General features: G+C 69.8%; 14 protein-coding genes and 1 pseudogene. All 15 read right to left on the bottom strand.

Features of this window, described 5'->3' with window-relative positions; genetic code table 11:
• Positions 1 to 7 precede the first annotated feature (7 nt).
• The gene (locus ACNAW0_RS12120) at positions 8 to 1,540 is read right to left on the bottom strand and encodes an NADH-quinone oxidoreductase subunit M (RefSeq protein WP_416287898.1); all 1,533 of its coding nucleotides are present in this window, start codon (positions 1,538 to 1,540) and stop codon (positions 8 to 10) included.
• Between the two features lie 64 nt (positions 1,541 to 1,604).
• A complete protein-coding gene (gene nuoL / locus ACNAW0_RS12125; RefSeq protein ID WP_416287899.1) occupies positions 1,605 to 3,560 on the bottom strand; it encodes an NADH-quinone oxidoreductase subunit L in 1,956 nt (651 codons plus the stop codon).
• A gap of 11 nt (positions 3,561 to 3,571) precedes the next feature.
• On the bottom strand, positions 3,572 to 3,871 hold the full coding sequence (gene nuoK, locus ACNAW0_RS12130) for an NADH-quinone oxidoreductase subunit NuoK (RefSeq protein ID WP_088959269.1): 300 nt from the start codon (positions 3,869 to 3,871) through the stop codon (positions 3,572 to 3,574).
• Entirely contained in the window at positions 3,868 to 4,638 is a 771-nt protein-coding gene (locus tag ACNAW0_RS12135; RefSeq protein ID WP_416287900.1) for an NADH-quinone oxidoreductase subunit J, read from the bottom strand. Before ACNAW0_RS12135 ends, nuoK begins: the two co-directional genes overlap by 4 nt.
• Positions 4,635 to 5,210 (bottom strand): NADH-quinone oxidoreductase subunit NuoI, encoded by a 576-nt coding sequence (gene nuoI / locus ACNAW0_RS12140; RefSeq protein ID WP_416287901.1) that lies wholly within the window; start codon positions 5,208 to 5,210, stop codon positions 4,635 to 4,637. The genes ACNAW0_RS12135 and nuoI overlap by 4 nt, the downstream gene beginning before the upstream one ends.
• 1 nt (position 5,211) lies before the next feature.
• Entirely contained in the window at positions 5,212 to 6,567 is a 1,356-nt protein-coding gene (nuoH, locus tag ACNAW0_RS12145; protein WP_416287902.1) for an NADH-quinone oxidoreductase subunit NuoH, read from the bottom strand.
• Complete coding sequence (locus ACNAW0_RS12150) at positions 6,564 to 9,059, bottom strand: NADH-quinone oxidoreductase subunit G (RefSeq protein ID WP_416287903.1); 2,496 nt, start codon at positions 9,057 to 9,059, stop codon at positions 6,564 to 6,566. Before ACNAW0_RS12150 ends, nuoH begins: the two co-directional genes overlap by 4 nt.
• Positions 9,059 to 10,375: an NADH-quinone oxidoreductase subunit NuoF gene (gene nuoF, locus ACNAW0_RS12155; RefSeq protein ID WP_416287904.1), complete on the bottom strand. Its 1,317-nt coding sequence runs from the start codon at positions 10,373 to 10,375 to the stop codon at positions 9,059 to 9,061. Before nuoF ends, ACNAW0_RS12150 begins: the two co-directional genes overlap by 1 nt.
• Positions 10,375 to 11,073: pseudogene (gene nuoE / locus ACNAW0_RS12160) on the bottom strand (NADH-quinone oxidoreductase subunit NuoE); the annotation flags it as partial. The pseudogene nuoE and the gene nuoF, both read right to left, overlap by 1 nt.
• A 52-nt stretch (positions 11,074 to 11,125) precedes the next feature.
• The gene (locus tag ACNAW0_RS12165) at positions 11,126 to 12,454 is read right to left on the bottom strand and encodes an NADH-quinone oxidoreductase subunit D (RefSeq protein WP_416287905.1); all 1,329 of its coding nucleotides are present in this window, start codon (positions 12,452 to 12,454) and stop codon (positions 11,126 to 11,128) included.
• Between the two features lie 55 nt (positions 12,455 to 12,509).
• Positions 12,510 to 13,247, bottom strand: coding sequence for an NADH-quinone oxidoreductase subunit C (locus ACNAW0_RS12170; RefSeq protein WP_416287906.1), 738 nt, complete (start codon positions 13,245 to 13,247; stop codon positions 12,510 to 12,512).
• Positions 13,244 to 13,921, bottom strand: a complete 678-nt coding sequence (locus ACNAW0_RS12175) for a NuoB/complex I 20 kDa subunit family protein (protein ID WP_089004430.1) — start codon at positions 13,919 to 13,921, stop codon at positions 13,244 to 13,246. The genes ACNAW0_RS12170 and ACNAW0_RS12175 overlap by 4 nt, the downstream gene beginning before the upstream one ends.
• Positions 13,922 to 13,935: 14 nt before the next feature.
• Positions 13,936 to 14,301 carry an NADH-quinone oxidoreductase subunit A gene (locus ACNAW0_RS12180; RefSeq protein WP_416287907.1) on the bottom strand — a complete coding sequence of 122 codons (366 nt, stop codon included), beginning with the start codon at positions 14,299 to 14,301 and terminating at the stop codon, positions 13,936 to 13,938.
• A gap of 133 nt (positions 14,302 to 14,434) precedes the next feature.
• Positions 14,435 to 15,709, bottom strand: a complete 1,275-nt coding sequence (locus ACNAW0_RS12185; protein ID WP_416287908.1) for a geranylgeranyl reductase family protein — start codon at positions 15,707 to 15,709, stop codon at positions 14,435 to 14,437.
• Positions 15,710 to 15,843: 134 nt separating this feature from the next.
• On the bottom strand, positions 15,844 to 16,062 hold the full coding sequence (locus tag ACNAW0_RS12190) for a hypothetical protein (RefSeq protein WP_416287909.1): 219 nt from the start codon (positions 16,060 to 16,062) through the stop codon (positions 15,844 to 15,846).
• Positions 16,063 to 16,103: the final 41 nt, after the last annotated feature.

A 16,103-nucleotide genomic window follows, 5' to 3' on the forward strand; every position in this document is an offset into this window, starting at 1 on the left:
GCGCTCATCACTTTGCGGCCTCCTGGACGCTGCCGACCGTCGGGGCGGGGTCGGTCCGACCGACGTCCTGCATGGTCGCCTTGACGGCGGGGTTGATGACATCGGTGACCGGCTTGGGATAGAAGCCGAGCAGCACGATCAGCGCGATCAGCGGGGCGACCACGATCTTCTCGCGCAGGCTGAGGTCACGGCGCATGCCCTCCACCTGGGTCAGGGCCGGGTTCAGGGTGCCCTGGGTGGTGCGCTGGATCATCCACAGCACGTACGCCGCGGCCAGGATGATGCCGAGGGTGGCGATCACCGCGACCGGCTTGTTGGTGGTGAACGTGCCGATCAGCACCAGGAACTCGGAGATGAACGGCGCGGTGCCGGGCAGCGCCAGCGACGCGAGACCGGCGAAGAAGAACACCCCGGCCAGCACCGGCACCAGCTTGCCCGCGCCGCCGAAGTCGCTGATCAGCGCCGAGCCGCGGCGGGCGATCAGCATGCCCACCACCAGGAAGAGCAGGCCGGTGGCCAGGCCGTGGTTGAGCATGTAGAGCACCGCGCCGGTGCCGGCCTGGGTGGTGAAGGCGAAGATGCCGACCCCGATGAAGCCGAAGTGCGCGATCGAGGTGTACGACACCAGCCGCTTGAGGTCGTTCTGCCCGACCGCCAGGAGCGCGGCGTAGATGATGCCGATCAGGCCCAGGGCCAGCGCCCACGGGGCGAACCACCTCGACGCCTCGGGGAAGAGCGGCAGGCAGTACCGGAGGATCCCGAAGGTGCCGACCTTGTCAAGCACGCCGACCAGCAGCGCCGCCGCGCCGGCCGGGGCCGCGCCACCGGCGTCCGGCAGCCACGTGTGGAACGGGAAGAACGGGGCCTTGATCGCGAACGCCACGAAGAAGCCGAGGAACAGCCAGCGGGCCGTGTTGGTGGAGATCTCGGCCTGGCTGAGCGCCTGCCAGTCGAAGGTCTTCCCGCCGACCACCCACAGGCCGATCACCGCGGCCAGCATGAACAGACCGCCGACCAGGGAGTACAGGAAGAACTTGACCGCCGCGTACTGCCGCTGGTGGCCGCCGTAGCTGCCGATGAGGAAGTACATCGGCACCAGCATGACCTCGAAGAACACGTAGAAGAGGAAGACGTCGGCGGCGGCGAAGACGCCGATCATCGTGCACTCGAGGACGAGCAGCAGCGCGAAGTAGACCGGCACCGAGCGCTTGGACGACTCGGCGTCGTGCCAGGAGGCCAGGATCACCAGCGGCACCAGGATCGCGATCAGCATCAGCATCACCAACGCGATGCCGTCGGCCGCGAAGGTGAAGTTGACCCCCCAGTTCGGGATCCACGCGTACGACTCGCGGAACTGGAACCGGTCACCGTCGGCCTGGAAGGCGATCCACATGACGATCGACAGCACCAGGACCAGCAGCGACCAGCCGAACGCCACCAGTTTGGCCAGGTCCGGCCGGCGCCGCGGCAGCAGAGCCACGACCAGGGCACCGACCAGCGGCGCCACGGTCAGCACCGAGAGGAACGGGAAGTTGGACATTATTCGGCCTTACCTCCGTCGTGACTGCTTGGCCCGCCGGCGGGGGCGGCCGCGTTGAGGTCGATCACGCCAGCCACCCCGCCTGCACCGCCAGGAACGCCGCCACCACGAGCAGCGCGCCGGCCAGGATCGAGGTCGCGTACGACCGCACGAAACCGGTCTGCAGCCGCCGGAGCCGGCCCGAGCCCCCGCCCACCGCGGCGGCCAGGCCGTTGACCAGCCCGTCGACGCCCCGGTTGTCGAGGAAGACCAGCGCCCGGGTGAGGAAGATGCCCGGCTTCTCGAAGACCGCCTCGTTGAAGGCGTCCGTGTAGAGGTTCCGGCGGGCGGCGGTGACCAGCACCCCGGCCGGCTGCGGCTCGGTGGCCGTGCCGCCGCGGAACAACACCCAGGCCAGCCCGGCGCCGAGCAGGGTGACCAGGATCGACAGCGCGGTGATCAGCCAGTGCGCGAGGACCGGGTCGTGCTCCGCGTGCTCGCCGCCGAGGCCGGCGGTGGCGGTGAGCCAGTCCGGCACGGTGGTGGCCATCAGCGCACCGGCGGCCACCGAGCCGATCGCCAGCAGGATCAGCGGAACGGTCATCAGCTTCGGCGACTCGTGCGGATGCTCGATGTCCTCGGTCCAGCGGGCCGGGCCGTGGAAGGTGAGCACGAACAGCCGGGTCATGTAGAAGGCGGTGAGGCCGGCGCCGAGCAGCGCCGCCCCGCCGAAGAGCCAGGCGGTCCAGCCCTCCCGCTCGAACGCGGCCGCGATGATCGGCTCCTTCGAGAAGTAGCCGGAGAGCGGCGGGATGCCGATGATGGCCAGCCAGCCCATCATGAAGGTCAACCAGGTGACCTTCATGTGCTTCGCCAGCGCGCCGAAGCGGCGGATGTCCACCTGGTCGTGCATGCCGTGCATGACCGAGCCGGCACCGAGGAACATGTTGGCCTTGAAGAAACCGTGCGCCAGCAGGTGCACGATGGCCAGCGCGTACGCCGCGCCGCCCAGGCCGACACCGACGAACATGTAGCCGATCTGGCTCACCGTGGACCAGGCCAGCACCCGCTTGATGTCATCCTTGGCCGCGCCGATGAGACAGCCCATCAGCAGGGTGACCGCACCGACGCTGACCACCACGAGCTGGAGCGTGGCGTTGGCCGAGAAGATCGGGTTGGACCGGGCGATCAGGTAGACGCCCGCGGTGACCATGGTGGCCGCGTGGATGAGCGCGGACACCGGGGTCGGGCCCTCCATCGCGTCCGGCAGCCACGCCTGGAGCGGGAACTGGCCGGACTTGCCGGTCGCGCCGAGGAGCAGCAGCACGCCGAGCACCAGCACCGTGGGCGCGGCCAGCGAGCCGACCCCGTTGAAGACCTGGTCGTACTGGGTGGTGCCCAGGGTGCCGAACATGACGAAGATGCCGATGGCCAGGCCGGCGTCGCCAACCCGGTTCATCAGGAACGCCTTCTTGCCGGCGGTGGCCGCGCTCGGCCGGCCGTACCAGAAGGAGATCAGCAGGTACGACGCCAGACCGACGCCCTCCCAGCCGAAGTAGAGCATCACGTAGTTGTTGCCGAGCACCAGCAGCAGCATCGCGGCGACGAACAGGTTGAAGTACCCGAAGAACCGTCGCCGGCCCTCGTCGTGCGCCATGTACTCGACCGCGTAGAGGTGGATCAGGAAGCCCACCCCGGTGATCAGCAGGACGAAGACCGCGGCCAGCGGGTCGAAGAGCAGACCGAAGTCCACCTTGAGGTCGCCGACCGTGATGAACTGCCAGAGGCTCAGCTGGACCTGCTTGTTCTCCAAGCCGCGGAGCTGGAGGAAGTAGGTCAGGCCGAGCACGAAGGCGGCGCCGATCGCGCCCACCCCCAGCCAGTGGCCCCAGCGGTCCGCCCGCCGGCCGAGCAGCAGCAGGATCGCCGCGCTGACCAGCGGGATCGCCACCAGCAGCCAGACGCTGCCGAGGAACCCACTCGCCGGAGCGAAAGCGACGCCGGTCGGCTCGGCTGCCGCGAACGTCAGAATCTCTTCCACGGGTGGACCCCTCAGTACTTCAGCAGGTTGGCGTCGTCGACGCTCGCCGAGCGCCGAGTCCGGAAGATCGACATGATGATCGCGAGCCCGACCACGACCTCGGCCGCCGCCACCACCATCACGAAGAACGCCATGATCTGGCCGTTCAGGTCGCCGTTGATCCGGCTGAAGGTGACCAGCGTCAGGTTGGCCGCGTTGAGCATCAGCTCGACGCACATGAACAGCACGATCGCGTTACGCCGGACCAGCACGCCGACGGCGCCGATGGTGAACAGCACCGCCGCGAGGATCAGGTAGTAGTCCGGGGTCATTTTTCCGTCCCCTTCAGAGAGGTCTCCTCCGCGGTCAGCTCCCGGACCGGCATGATCTCGGGGATGCTGCGCTCGGTCAGCCGGCCGTCGGGCAGCCGGGCCGGGGTGGCCACCGAGGAAGAGGTGGCGAAGACACCCGGGCCGGGCTTCGGGCCGGGGTAGTTGCCGGGGCGGAACCGGGCCTTCATGGTGGCGACCTGGTCCATCCGGTCCTCCTTGCGCCGCTCCACGTGCGCAAGCACCATCGCGCCGACCGCCGCCGTGATCAGCAGCGCGGAGGTCAGCTCGAAGGCGAAGACGTACTTGGTGAAGAGCAGCCGGGCGATGCCTTGGACGTTGCCGTCGGCGTTGGCCTTGTCCAGGCCGACCGCCTGGACGCCCACCATGGCCCGGGAGAGGCCGCTGCCCACCAGGCCGGCGAAGCCGAGGCCGAGCACCACGGCGGCGACCCGCTGCCCACGCAGGGTCTCGATCAGCGAGTCCGACGAGTCCCGGCCGACCAGCATCAGCACGAACAGGAAGAGCATCATGATCGCGCCGGTGTAGACGATGATCTGCACCATGCCGATGAACGGCCCGGCCTGCAGGACGTAGAACACGCCCAGGCAGAGCATGGTCAGCACCAGCCAGAGCGCCGAGTGCACCGCGTTGCGGGCCCACACCATGCCGATCGCGCCGATCAGCGCCAGCGGGGCGAGAATCCAGAAGGTCACCGCCTCGCCGGTGGAGACCGAGGCCGCCTCGGCGAGCACCATCTGCGTGGTCATGCCGTGTCTCCCTTGCCAGCCGCAGCCGGGCTCATCGGCGAGCGCTCGGCGCCGGCTGAGGTGCCCGGGTTGGTCAACCCGCCGACGTAGTAGTCCTTCTCGCTGTCGCCCAGCCGCATCGGGTGCGGCGGCTGCTCCATGCCCGGCAGCAGCGGCGCGAGCAGCTGCTCCTTCGTGAAGATCAGGTCCTGCCGGCTGTCCCGGGCCAGCTCGTACTCGTTGCTCATGGTGAGCGAACGGGTCGGGCAGGCCTCGATGCAGAGACCGCAGAAGATGCACCGGGCGTAGTTGATCTGGTAGACGCTGGCGTACCGCTCACCCGGGGAGAAGCGCTGCTCCTCGGTGTTGTCGCCACCCTCCACGTAGATCGCGTCCGCCGGGCAGGCCCAGGCGCACAGCTCGCAGCCGATGCACTTCTCCAGGCCGTCCGGGTGCCGGTTGAGGATGTGCCGGCCGTGGTAGCGCGGCGCCGAAACCGGCGGCTTGAACGGGTAGTCGGTGGTGACGACCTTCCTGAACATGTGCGAGAAGGTGACCCCGAAGCCCTTGAACGTTCCGGTGATCGCGCCCACGTCACACCTCCCTCGAGTCCGAGCCGGCGGGGACGTTGGCCGGCTCCCGCTCGGCGACCACGCGCATGGTGCGCGGGCTCGGTGGTACCTGAAGATCCATCGGGGGCAGCGGGAAGCTGCCGTGCGGACGGCTGTTGACCTGCTCCTGGAGCGTCGGCTTCGGCTCCTTCTTCTTGCTCGGCCAGAAGAGCGTGGCCAGCAGCAGCACGCCCGCGCCGATGCCGGTCGCGAACAGCCGGTCCTTGGTCTGCCAGCCCTCGATCGAGCGCAGCCCGCTCAGCACCAGGATCCAGACCAGGTTGATCGGCAGCAGGACCTTCCAGCCGAAGCGCATGAACTGGTCGTACCGGAGCCGGGGCAGGGTGCCCCGCAGCCAGACGAAGACGAAGACCAGGAGGATCACCTTGCCGAAGAACCAGAGCATCGGCCACCAACCCGAGTTGGCGCCCGCCCAGAGGGTGATCGGCCAGGGGGCCCGCCAGCCACCGAGGAAGAGCGCGGTGGTGACCGCGGACATGGTCACCATCGAGACGTACTCGGAGAGCATGAAGAGGGCGAACTTCAGCGAGCTGTACTCGGTCATGAAGCCCGCGACCAGCTCCGACTCCGCCTCGGGCAGATCGAACGGCGCCCGGTTGGTCTCGCCGACGGTGGCGATGAAGAAGATGATGAAGCTCGGCAGCAGGAGGATGGCGTACCAGCCCGGCGCCGGGACCGCCTGGCCGGCGATGGTCAGCTGGGTGGCGTTCCCCTGGGCGGCGACGATCCCGCTGGTGGACATCGTGCCGGCGGTCATGAACACCGCCACGATGCTCAGCCCCATCGCGACCTCGTACGAGATCATCTGGGCGGTGGACCGGAGACCGCCGAGCAGCGGGTAGGTCGAGCCGGAGGCCCAACCGCCGAGCACGATGCCGTAGATGCCCATCGAGGAACAGGCCAGCAGCACCAGCACCGCCACCGGCACGTCGGTGACCTGCAGCGGCGTCCAGTGGCCGAAGATGCTGACCTTCGGGCCGAACGGCACCACCGACAGCGCGGTGACCGCGCAGATCACCGAGATGGTCGGGGCGAAGAAGTAGACGACCTTGTCGGCGGCCCTCGGAAGGATGTCCTCCTTGAAGGCCATCTTCAGACCGTCGGCGAGCGTCTGCAGCAGACCGAACGGGCCGACCTGGTTGGGCCCGGGCCGGACCTGCATGTAACCGACGACCCGCCGCTCGAACCAGACGCCGAGCAGCGTGGCGAGCAGGCCGAAGACGAAGGCGAAGACGATCTTCCCGAGGACCAGCCACCACGGGTCCTTGCCGAAGTCGGCCAGCGTCGGATCATTCGCGGCCAGGATGACCGGGCTCATTGAACACCCCCTGCGTTGAGGAGCGGACCCGGGCGACCGGCCGCGCCGGCGGAGACCTGTACGACCTCGCCGGCCGTCGCGCCGAGGCTGCGCCGGACGGTCGAGCCGGGTGAGTTGGTCGGCAGCCAGACCACACCGTCCGGCATCTCGGTGATCGCCGCCGGCAGGGTGACCGCGCCGCGGTCGGTGCCCACGGTCACCGGGTCGCCGTCGGCCACGCCGATCGCCTCGGCGGTGCCCTTGCCCAGCCGGATCACCGGCGGGCGGGCGGTGCCGGCGAGGTGCTCGTCGCCGTCGGTGAGGGTGCCCAGGTCGATCAGCTGGTGCCAGGTGGCCAGCACGGCCTCGCCCGCCCCAGGCTGTTGGACGGCGGCCGGCTCGACCATCGGCGGGGCCGGGCGGTCCACCCGGGTCGGTGGCAGCGCCCCCAGCTCCCGGCGGATGCTCGTCACGTCGCCGGTGCCGAGCCGGACGTCGAGCTGCGCGGCCAGCGCGTCGAGCACCCGGCCGTCGCTCATCGCGGCGGTGTCCAGCACCTTCTCGAAGGTGCGCAGCCGGCCCTCCCAGTCCAGGAAGCTGCCGGCCTTCTCGACCACCGGGGCGACCGGGAACACCACGTCCGCCCGGCGGGCCACCGCGCTCATCCGCAGCTCCAGGCTGACCAGGAACGGCACCGCGTCCAGGGCCCGCTCGGCCAGGCGCGGGTCGGCCAGGTCGGCCGGGTCCACCCCGGCCACCACGAGGGCGCCGAGTTGACCGTTGGCCGCCGCGGTGAGGATGCCATCGGTGTCCCGGCCGGCCTGGCTCGGGATCACCCCGGCCGCGATGTCCCACGCCTCGCCCAGCTCGGCGCGGGCGGCCGGCTCGATGACCGGGCGGCCACCGGGGAGCAGGTTGGGCACGCAGCCCGCGTCGACCGCGCCGCGGTCACCCGCGCGCCGCGGCACCCAGGCCAGCTTCGCGCCGGTACGCCGGGCGACGTCCGCCGCGGCGGAGAGCCCACCGGGCACCGCGCCCAGCCGTTCGCCGACGATCAGGATCGCCCCCGGCCGGCTCAGCGCCTCGGTCACCGTGGCGTGTTCGGCCAGCACGCTGGCCTCCTCGCCCGGCACCACCCGGGCCAGCTTGGCCCCGAGCTTCTCCAGGCCCCGGGTGGCGAACGGCGCGATCGCGTACACGGTGAGCTTGTTCTTCAGGTACGCCTTCCGCAGCCGCAGGAAGAGGATCGGGCACTCCTCCTCCGGCTCCAGGCCGACCAGCACCACCGCGGGCGAGTTCTCCACGTCCGTGTAGGTCACGTCGGTGACCCCGGCGACGCTGCTGGCCAGGAAGTCGACCTCCTCGCGGGAGACCGGGCGGGCCCGGAAGTCGATGTCGTTGGTGTGCAGCGCGACCCGGGCGAACTTCGCGTACGCGTAGGCGTCCTCGACGGTCAGCCGGCCGCCGGTCAGCACCGCCGTGCCCGCACCGCCCTCGCGGGCGCCACGCAGCCCCTCGGCGGCCCGGGTCAGCGCCTCGCTCCAGGACGCCTCGCGCAGCTCACCGGTCTTCTCGTCGCGGACGAGCGGGGTGGTGAGCCGGTCGAACGCGCGGGCGTACTGGAAGCCCCAGCGGCCCTTGTCGCAGTTCCACTCCTCGTTCACCGCCGGGTCGTCGCCGGCCAGCCGGCGCAGCACCTTGCCGCGCCGCCAGTCGGTGCGCTGGGCGCAGCCGGCCGAGCAGTGCTCGCAGACGCTCGGGGTGGAGACCAGGTCGAACGGGCGGGCCCGGAACCGGTACTGCGCGCCGGTCAGCGCGCCCACCGGGCAGATCTGCACGGTGTTCCCGGAGAAGTACGAGTTGAACGGCACATCACCGGCGCCTGCGCCGGTGCCATCAGCACTGCCCGCGTCGACCTCTGCTCCATACGCCTCGTCCCGGTAGATGTTGATCTCCTCGGCGGACGACCGGTTCATCAGGTCGATGAACTTGTCGCCGGCGATCTCCTCGGAGAACCGGGTGCAGCGCTGGCAGAGCACGCAGCGCTCGCGGTCGAGCAGCACCTGGGTGCTGATCGGCAGCGGCTTCGGGTACTCCCGCTTGTGCTCGTGGAAGCGGGAATCCGCGCGGCCGGTGGACATCGCCTGGTTCTGCAGCGGGCACTCGCCGCCCTTGTCACACATCGGGCAGTCCAGGGGGTGGTTGAGGAGCAGCAGCTCCATCACCCCCTCCTGGGCCTTCTTGGCGACCGGCGAGGTGAGCTGCGTGCGGACCACCATGCCGTCGGCGACTGTCTGGGTGCATGAGGCGACCGGCTTGCGCTGGCCCTCCACCTCCACCAGGCACTGCCGGCAGGCGCCGGCCGGGGCCAGCAGCGGGTGGTCACAGAAGCGCGGAATCTCGGTGCCCAGCTGCTCGGCGACCCGGATCAGCAGCGCCCCCTTGGGCGCGGTGACCTGTACGCCGTCGATGGTGAGGGTGACGGTCTCGGTCTGCTTGGCTACGTCGGTCATCAGTGCGCTCCCACCAGCTGCTTGTCCGACAGCTTCGGTGCCGTACGTCCCTCGATGTAGTCGAGGTAGTCCTGCTTGAAGTACTTCAGCGACGAGGTCACCGAGCTGGTCGCACCGTCACCCAGACCGCAGAACGAGCGGCCGAGGATGTTGTCGCAGGTGTCGAGCAGGGTGTCCAGGTCCTCGTGGGTGCCCTGGCCGGCGAGGATCCGCCGGTAGACCCGGACCATCCAGTAGTTGCCCTCGCGGCACGGGGTGCACTTGCCGCACGACTCGTGGTGGTAGAACTCCAGCCACCGGTAGGTCGCATACACCGGGCAGTCCTGGTCGGAGAAGATCTGCGTGGCCGTGGTGCCCAGGATCGAGCCGGCCGCCGCCACCCCCTCGAAGTCCAGCGGCACGTCCAGGTGCTCGGCGGTGAGCAGCGGGGTGGACGAGCCGCCCGGGGTCCAGAACTTCAGGTTGTGCCCGGGCTGCATCCCGCCGGCCAGTTCGATCAGCTCGCGCAGGGTGATCCCCATCGAGCACTCGTACTGGCCGGGGTTGGCGATCCGGCCGGAGAGCGAGTAGATCATCGGGCCGGAGGACTTCTCCGTACCCATGGTCTTCCACCAGTCGCCGCCACCCAGCACGATGTACGGCACGCTGGCGATGGTGCCGACGTTGTTGACCACGGTCGGGCTGGCGTACAGACCGTGGGTCGCCGGGAACGGCGGGCGCAGCCGGGGCTGGCCCCGGAAGCCCTCCAGCGAGTCCAGCAGCGCGGTCTCCTCGCCGCAGATGTACGCCCCGGCGCCGGAGTGCACCACCAGTTCCAGGTCGAACCCGCTGCCGAGGATGTCGCGGCCCAGGTAGCCCTTGGCGTACGCCTCCTGCACGGCGTTGCGCAGCCGGCGGGCGGCGTGCACCGCCTCACCGCGGATGTAGATGTACGCACGGTTGGCCCGGATCGCGTACGACGCGACGATCACGCCCTCGACCAGCGAGTGCGGGTCGTGGGTCATCAGCGGCAGGTCCTTGCAGGTGCCCGGCTCGCCCTCGTCCGCGTTCACCACCAGGTAGTGCGGCTTGCCGTCGCCCTGCGGGATGAAGCCCCACTTGAGGCCGGTCGGGAAGCCGGCTCCGCCGCGCCCACGCAGCCCGGAGTCCTTGATCAGCTGGATCAGGTCGTCCGGGTGCGCCTTGAGCGCCTTGCGCAGGGCGGCGTAGCCGTCCAGCTTCTCGTAGGTGCCGATCCGCCAGGCGTCCGGCGACAGCCAGCGCTTGGTCAGCACCGGCGTGAGCTTGGCCAGCGTCTCAGGTCGAGGCGTCGTCACTTCTGAGCCTCCGCTTCCTTGCTGCGGATCGGGGTGTTCGGGTCGAACCCCGGCACCGAGATGCCGTGCTGCTCGGCCAGCCGCAGGCCACGCAGGCTCGGCTCGCCCGGCCCGCCGTCGGCCACGGCACCCTCCCGGTCGTCGGCGAAGCCGGCGAGCTGCACGGCCATCTCCTTCAGCGTGCAGAGCCGCGCGCCCCGGGTCGGCATCGGCCGGCTGCCGGCCCGCAGCTCCTCGACCACGCCGAGCGCGGCCTGCGGGTCGACCTTGTCGAAGAAGTCGTAGTTGACCGTCATCACCGGGCCGTAGTCGCACGCCGCCAGGCACTCGGCGTGCTCCAGGGTGATCTTGCCGTCCTCGGTGGTCTCGTCGTGCCCGACGCCCAGGTGCTCGGACAGGGCGTCGTAGACCTCCTGGCCGCCCAGCACGTTGCACATCGTGTTGGTGCAGACGCTGACCAGGTAGTCGCCGGTCGGCTTGCGCTTGTACATGGTGTAGAAGGTGGCCACCGCGCCGACCTGGGCCTTGTTCAGGCCGAGCACCTCGGCGCAGAACTCGACACCGGCCGGGGAGACGTAGCCCTCCTCGGACTGCACCAGGTGCAGCAGCGGCAGCAGCGCCGAACGGGACCGGTCCGCCGGGTACCGGGCGATGATCTCCCGCGCCCGGGCCCGGGTCTCTTCAGTGAAAACGGTCATCAGAGCCGCCCTCCGTTCGTGACTGCGGGGCTCGCAAGCTCACTCCTCGCGCTCACCGGTCACAACCCCCCATGACGGGGTCCAGCGAGGCGCCACCGGCGATCACGTCGGCGATCAGGCCGCCCTCGGAGATGGCCGGGAGCGCCTGAAGGTTTACGAAGCTCGGCTCCCGGTAGTGCACCCGGTACGGTCGGGTGCCGCCGTCGGAGATCGCGTGCACGCCCAACTCGCCGCGCGGCGCCTCGATGCCGACGTACACCTGGCCCGGCGGGACCCGGAAGCCCTCGGTGACGAGCTTGAAGTGGTGGATCAGCGACTCCATCGACTGACCCATGATCTTGGCGACGTGCTCCAGCGAGTTGCCCATGCCGTCGACGCCGATGGCGAGCTGCGCCGGCCAGGCGATCTTCTTGTCGGACACCATCACCGGGCCGCGCTTGCCGAGCCGGTCCACCGCCTGCTCGACCAGCTTGAGCGACTCCCGGATCTCGGCCAGCCGGACCTGGTAGCGGCCCCAGACGTCGCCGTCGGGGTGGGTCGGGACGTCGAACTCGTACGTCTCGTAGCCGCAGTACGGCATGGTCTTGCGCAGGTCCCAGGCGAGACCGGCGGAGCGGAGCACCGGACCGGTGACGCCGAGCGCGATGCAGCCGGTCACGTCGAGCACCGCCACGTTCTTGGTGCGCTCGGTCCAGATCGGCTGGCCGGAGAGGAGGTCCTCGTACTCCTTGAGCTTCTTCGGCATCATCGTGAGGAAGTTCCGGATCTTGACGATCGCGTCGTCCGGCACGTCCTGCGCCACCCCGCCCGGCCGCACGTACGCGTGGTTCATGCGCAGGCCGGTGATGGTCTCGAAGATGTCGAGGATGTACTCCCGCTCGCGGAAGCCGTACAGCATGATCGAGATCGCGCCGAGCTCCATGCCGGTGGTGGCCAGCCAGACCAGGTGCGAGGAGATCCGGTTGAGCTCCATCATCAGCACGCGGATGGTGTTGGCCCGCTCGGTGACGTCGTCGGTGATGCCGAGCAGCTTCTCCACCGCCAGCGCGTACGCCGTCTCGTTGAACAGCGGGGCGAGGTAGTCCATCCGGGTCACGAAGGTCGAGCCCTGGACCCAGTTGCGGTATTCGAGGTTCTTCTCGATGCCGGTGTGCAGGTAGCCGACGACCGAGCGGACCTCGCGGACCGTCTCGCCCTCCAGCTCCAGGATCAGCCGGAGCACGCCGTGCGTGGACGGGTGCTGCGGGCCCATGTTGACGACGATCCGCTCATCGTTGATCGGATCGGTCCCGGAGACGACCGTGTCCCAGTCCCCACCGGTGACGGTGAAGACCTTGCCCTCGGTGGTCTCGCGCTCGGTCGCATAGTTCGACGTCGTCACAGTGCCAGCCCTCCGTTCGCGACTGCGAGGCTCCGCTCCGCTGCACTCCTCGCGCTCACTGGTACGACCTCCGACGGTCCGGCGGCGGGATCTCCGCGCCCTTGTACTCGACGGGCACGCCGCCGAGGGGGTAGTCCTTGCGCTGCGGGTGCCCCTCCCAGTCGTCCGGCATGAGGATCCGGGTCAGGTTGGGGTGGCCGTCGAAGACGATGCCGAACATGTCGTACGTCTCCCGCTCCTGCCAGTCGGCGGTCGGGTAGACGCTGGTGACGCTCGGCAGGTGCGGATCCTCGACGGAGACCGCGGCCTCCAGCCGGACCCGGCGCCGGTAGGTCATCGAGGTGAGCTGGTAGACGACGTGCAGCCGGCGCTCGTCCGCGCCCAGGTAGTCCACGCCGGACACCGAGGAGCAGAGCTCGAAGCGCAGCGCCAGGTCGTCGCGCATCACCTGGCAGACCTCGGCGATCCGCTCGGGGCGGACGTGCAGGGTCAGCTCGCCCCGGTCGACCACGACCTTCTCGATCGCGTCGCCGAACTCGGGGTACGCCTCCTCCAGCGCGTCCCGGACCTCGTCGAAGTAGCCGCCGTACGGCCGCGGGCTCTCCTCGATCGGCTGGCGCGGGCGGACCAGGCCGCCGAAGCCGGAGACGTCGCCGCTGCCGTGCGCGCCGAACATGCCGCGGCCGGCGGGGCTGGCCGGCGGGTGCTCGGCCGGGGCGCCGCTGGTGGCCCCGGCCGGGGTGACCGGTACCGGCACGCCCCCGTTGTTGGTCCTGTCGTCAGTTGCGCTCACTTCGGGCCCCCGTGCGGGTGGAGGTGGTTCTGGGCCTTCATCCAGTTCTCGATCCGCAGCTGCTCCTCGCGCCCCTCGCGGACCGCCCTGGTCCACTCGGCTCGCCGGGCCTTGTCGTTGCGGTACGACGACGGCATCGAGCCGTACGGGACCACGGGCACGTCACCGCGCTCCTTGCGGGCCTCGAGCATCTTGCGGCCGTTCGGGCCCAGCGGCTCGTACATGATCTTCTCGCGGAGCTTGAGGACCGCGTCGATGAGCATCTCGGGCCGGGGCGGGCAACCCGGGAGGTACATGTCGACCGGGACGACGTGGTCGACGCCCTGCACGATGGCGTAGTTGTTGAACATGCCACCGCTGCTGGCGCAGACACCCATCGAGAGCACCCAGCGGGGCTCGGCCATCTGGTCGTAGATCTGCCGCAGGACCGGGGCCATCTTCTGGCTCACCCGGCCGGCCACGATCATCAGGTCCGCCTGCCGGGGCGAGGCCCGGAAGACCTCCATGCCCCAGCGGCCCATGTCGTAGTGCGGGCCACCGGCCGCCATCATCTCGATGGCGCAGCAGGCCAGGCCGAAGGTGGCCCCCCAGACGGACGACTTCCGCGACCAGTTGACCAGCTTCTCGACGGTGGTGAGCAGGACGCCGGAGGGAAGCTTCTCCTCGATACCCATCTGCCGTACCTCCCTCAGTCCCAGTCCAGGCCGCCGCGCCGCCAGACGTAGGCGTAGGCGACGAAGACCGCGACGATGAACAGGACCATCTCCACGAAGCCGAAGATCGGCAGGGCGTCGAAGGAGACCGCCCAGGGGTAGAGGAAGATGATCTCGATGTCGAAGACGATGAAGAGCATCGCCGTCAGGTAGAACTTGATCGGGAACCGGCCACCGCCGACCGGCTGCGGGCTCGGCTCGATGCCGCACTCGTACGCCTCGAGCTTGGCCTTGTTCAGACGCCGGGGGCCGGCGAGTCGGGCGCCCGCCACGGAGAACAGCGCGAACCCCGCGGCGAGGGCGAACAGCCCGATGATGGGTGCGTAAGGAGAGAGCGTCATCGTTATCTCCTACTCGTCCTTCCCTGACCTCGGTGGCTAGCGAAAATCACACTATTCACGTCCCTCATGACCTCGGCCGGCGGGGTCCTTCTCGGTCCGTTCCGTGGGGCTGCGGCCCCTTGGAACCGGGGGTCTACACGGCTGGTGCCGCCCTCGTCATCGCATTGATGATCCGGTCCATCGCGTCCCCGCCCCGGGGGTCGGTCAGGTTGGCCAGCAGCTTGAGCACGAAGCGCATCAGCATCGGGTGCGGCATGCCGTGCTTGGTGGCCAGCCGCATGATCTCCGGGCGGCCGATCAGCTTCACGAAGATCCCGCCAAGCCGGTAGTAACCCCCGAAACGGGCCTTCAGCTCCTGCGGGTACGCCTGTAGCGCCCGCTCCCGCTCGGCGCCGGCGGGTCGGGCGAGCGCCTGCACCGCCACCTCGGCGGCCAGCTCGCCGGACTCCATCGCGTACGCGATGCCCTCGCCGTTGAACGGGTTGACCATGCCGCCGGAGTCGCCGACCAGCAGCACCCCGCGGGTGTAGTGCGGGACCCGGTTGAAGCCCATCGGCAGCGCGGCGCCGAGGATCGGCCCCTCCGCGTTCGCCTCGTCGGTCATCCCCCAGTCCTCGGGGGTGTTGGCCAGCCAGTCGGTGAGCAGCCGCCGGTAGTTGGTCTTGCCGAAGGCGGCGGAGGAGTTGAGCACGCCCAGGCCGACGTTAACCCGGCCGTCGCCGAGGCCGAAGATCCAGCCGTAGCCGGGAAGCAGTGCGTTGCTGCCCTTGGCCCGCAGCTCCAGCCACGACTCGAGGTAGTTGTCGTCGTGCTTGGCGGGCGAGCGGTAGTAGCGGCGGACCGCGACGCCGATCGGCCGGTCCTCCCGCTTGGCCAGCCCGAGGGCGAGCGGGAAGCGGCCGGAGACGCCGTCCGCGGCGACCACCAGCGGGGCGTGGAAGGTGGCCGGCTCCTTGTCCGGGCCCACCTCGGCCACTACGCCGATCACCCGGTCGTCGGCGTCGAGCACCGGATCGGTCACGTTCACGCTGGTCCGCAGCTTCGCCCCGGCGGCGACGGCCTGCTGGGCGAGCAGGTCGTCGAAGTCGAGCCGGGTCCGGACCAGGCCGTAGTTGGGGAAGCTGGCCAGGTCGGGCCAGTCCAGTTCCAGGCGTATCCCGCCACCGATCACCCGGAGGCCCTTGTTGTGCAGCCAGCCGGCCTGGGGCGAGGTGTCCACGCCCATCCGGATCAGCTGCCGTACGGCCCGGGGGGTGAGCCCGTCGCCGCAGACCTTCTCGCGGGGAAACTCGGTCTTCTCCAGCAGCAGCACGCGTACGCCGTGCCGCGCCAGGTGGTACGCGGTTGCCGATCCGCCGGGGCCGGCGCCCACGACGATCACGTCGGCGTCGTTCTCCACCGCGGTCATCTGCGCCTCCTCCCGAATGCTCGTGAAATGCTTCACAAGCCGATCGGGTTGGAGTCTATGGCCGGGGTTACACCGGTAGGCGGTGAGGGGTACCTAACTTCGCGGAAACGGGCCGGTAGAGGTCCATTTGAGCGTCACGGACGGGCCGGTGCGGCAGATCCGAGGCCGGCGTCGAGGCGGATCGTCTCCGGCAGGTGCTCGCGCAGCGCGCCGCCGGCCGCCCGGTCGAGCGCGGCCAGCACCTCGGCCACCACCTGGCGCACATCCGCGGGATCCGCGCCGGCCAACTCCTCGAGCTGCGCGATGAGTTCCGCGGCGTCGTCGTCCGTGGTCGCCTGCTCTGATCCCCTCATGGGGCAAGCCTACGGGGCCAAATAGAACGAAAACGGATATT

Source organism: Micromonospora sp. SL1-18, from assembly GCF_047921505.1.
Lineage (GTDB): Bacteria > Actinomycetota > Actinomycetes > Mycobacteriales > Micromonosporaceae > Micromonospora.

Bases quoted from the DNA above. Each gene is read 5' to 3' on its own strand.
- ACNAW0_RS12150 (WP_416287903.1), bottom strand. From the start codon at position 9,059: ATGACCGACGTAGCCAAGCAGACCGAGACCGTCACCCTCACCATCGAC.
- ACNAW0_RS12190 (WP_416287909.1), bottom strand. From the start codon at position 16,062: ATGAGGGGATCAGAGCAGGCGACCACGGACGACGACGCCGCGGAACTC.
- ACNAW0_RS12120 (WP_416287898.1), bottom strand. From the start codon at position 1,540: ATGTCCAACTTCCCGTTCCTCTCGGTGCTGACCGTGGCGCCGCTGGTC.
- ACNAW0_RS12180 (WP_416287907.1), bottom strand. From the start codon at position 14,301: ATGACGCTCTCTCCTTACGCACCCATCATCGGGCTGTTCGCCCTCGCC.
- ACNAW0_RS12175 (WP_089004430.1), bottom strand. From the start codon at position 13,921: ATGGGTATCGAGGAGAAGCTTCCCTCCGGCGTCCTGCTCACCACCGTC.
- ACNAW0_RS12135 (WP_416287900.1), bottom strand. From the start codon at position 4,638: ATGACCACGCAGATGGTGCTCGCCGAGGCGGCCTCGGTCTCCACCGGC.
- nuoH (WP_416287902.1), bottom strand. From the start codon at position 6,567: ATGAGCCCGGTCATCCTGGCCGCGAATGATCCGACGCTGGCCGACTTC.
- nuoK (WP_088959269.1), bottom strand. From the start codon at position 3,871: ATGACCCCGGACTACTACCTGATCCTCGCGGCGGTGCTGTTCACCATC.
- ACNAW0_RS12185 (WP_416287908.1), bottom strand. From the start codon at position 15,709: ATGACCGCGGTGGAGAACGACGCCGACGTGATCGTCGTGGGCGCCGGC.